This is a genomic window from Escherichia sp. S10b (genome assembly GCF_028421345.1).
In the GTDB taxonomy this organism is placed as follows: Bacteria; Pseudomonadota; Gammaproteobacteria; order Enterobacterales; family Enterobacteriaceae; genus ECMA0423.
In genome coordinates, this window is record NZ_JAHZSO010000030.1 from 1 (window position 1) to 548 (window position 548).

The 548-nt window shown below is 53.3% G+C and carries 1 rRNA gene; it reads right to left on the bottom strand.

Annotation, left to right across the window (positions count from 1 at the left end):
• Window positions 1-44: 44 nt before the first annotated feature.
• Window positions 45-548, bottom strand: a 16S ribosomal RNA gene (locus FTE26_RS02090); the annotation flags it as partial.

Sequence of the window (548 nt, forward strand, 5' to 3'; positions counted from 1 at the left end):
ATCAGACAATCTGTGTGAGCACTGCAAAGCACAGTTCTTTAAGGTAAGGAGGTGATCCAACCGCAGGTTCCCCTACGGTTACCTTGTTACGACTTCACCCCAGTCATGAATCACAAAGTGGTAAGCGCCCTCCCGAAGGTTAAGCTACCTACTTCTTTTGCAACCCACTCCCATGGTGTGACGGGCGGTGTGTACAAGGCCCGGGAACGTATTCACCGTGGCATTCTGATCCACGATTACTAGCGATTCCGACTTCATGGAGTCGAGTTGCAGACTCCAATCCGGACTACGACGCACTTTATGAGGTCCGCTTGCTCTCGCGAGGTCGCTTCTCTTTGTATGCGCCATTGTAGCACGTGTGTAGCCCTGGTCGTAAGGGCCATGATGACTTGACGTCATCCCCACCTTCCTCCAGTTTATCACTGGCAGTCTCCTTTGAGTTCCCGGCCGGACCGCTGGCAACAAAGGATAAGGGTTGCGCTCGTTGCGGGACTTAACCCAACATTTCACAACACGAGCTGACGACAGCCATGCAGCACCTGTCTCAC